The 244-nt window shown below is 59.8% G+C and carries 1 protein-coding gene; it reads right to left on the bottom strand.

Annotation, left to right across the window (positions count from 1 at the left end):
- A partial coding sequence (locus SB725_RS33340; RefSeq protein WP_410923713.1) for a PAS domain-containing protein occupies positions 1-244 on the bottom strand: 244 nt, incomplete at both ends.

Raw genomic sequence — 244 nt, 5'->3', positions numbered from 1 at the left:
CCAGTGGTAGATGGTCATTTCGCGGCCTTTGACCCGCAGCGGCCGATCGATGATCAGTGGGGTCCCGGCGGCCATGACCTTCAGGTAATCGGCCTGGATCTGGTGAGTATGTTCGCAGTCAGCGAACAGGCTTTGCTCCAGGCGCTTGCCCATGACCTCTTCGCTGCAGGCCTGAACGGCTTCCAGGTAGCTGTCGTTGCAACTTTGCAGGCAACCTTCGCGATCACGCACGTACATGGGGTGC

It is taken from the genome of Pseudomonas sp. SIMBA_041 (assembly GCF_046535095.1).
Lineage (GTDB): Bacteria > Pseudomonadota > Gammaproteobacteria > Pseudomonadales > Pseudomonadaceae > Aquipseudomonas > Aquipseudomonas mucoides.
Note: the sequence above shows the minus strand (reverse complement) of the source record. Positions and strands in the feature narration are given on the sequence as shown.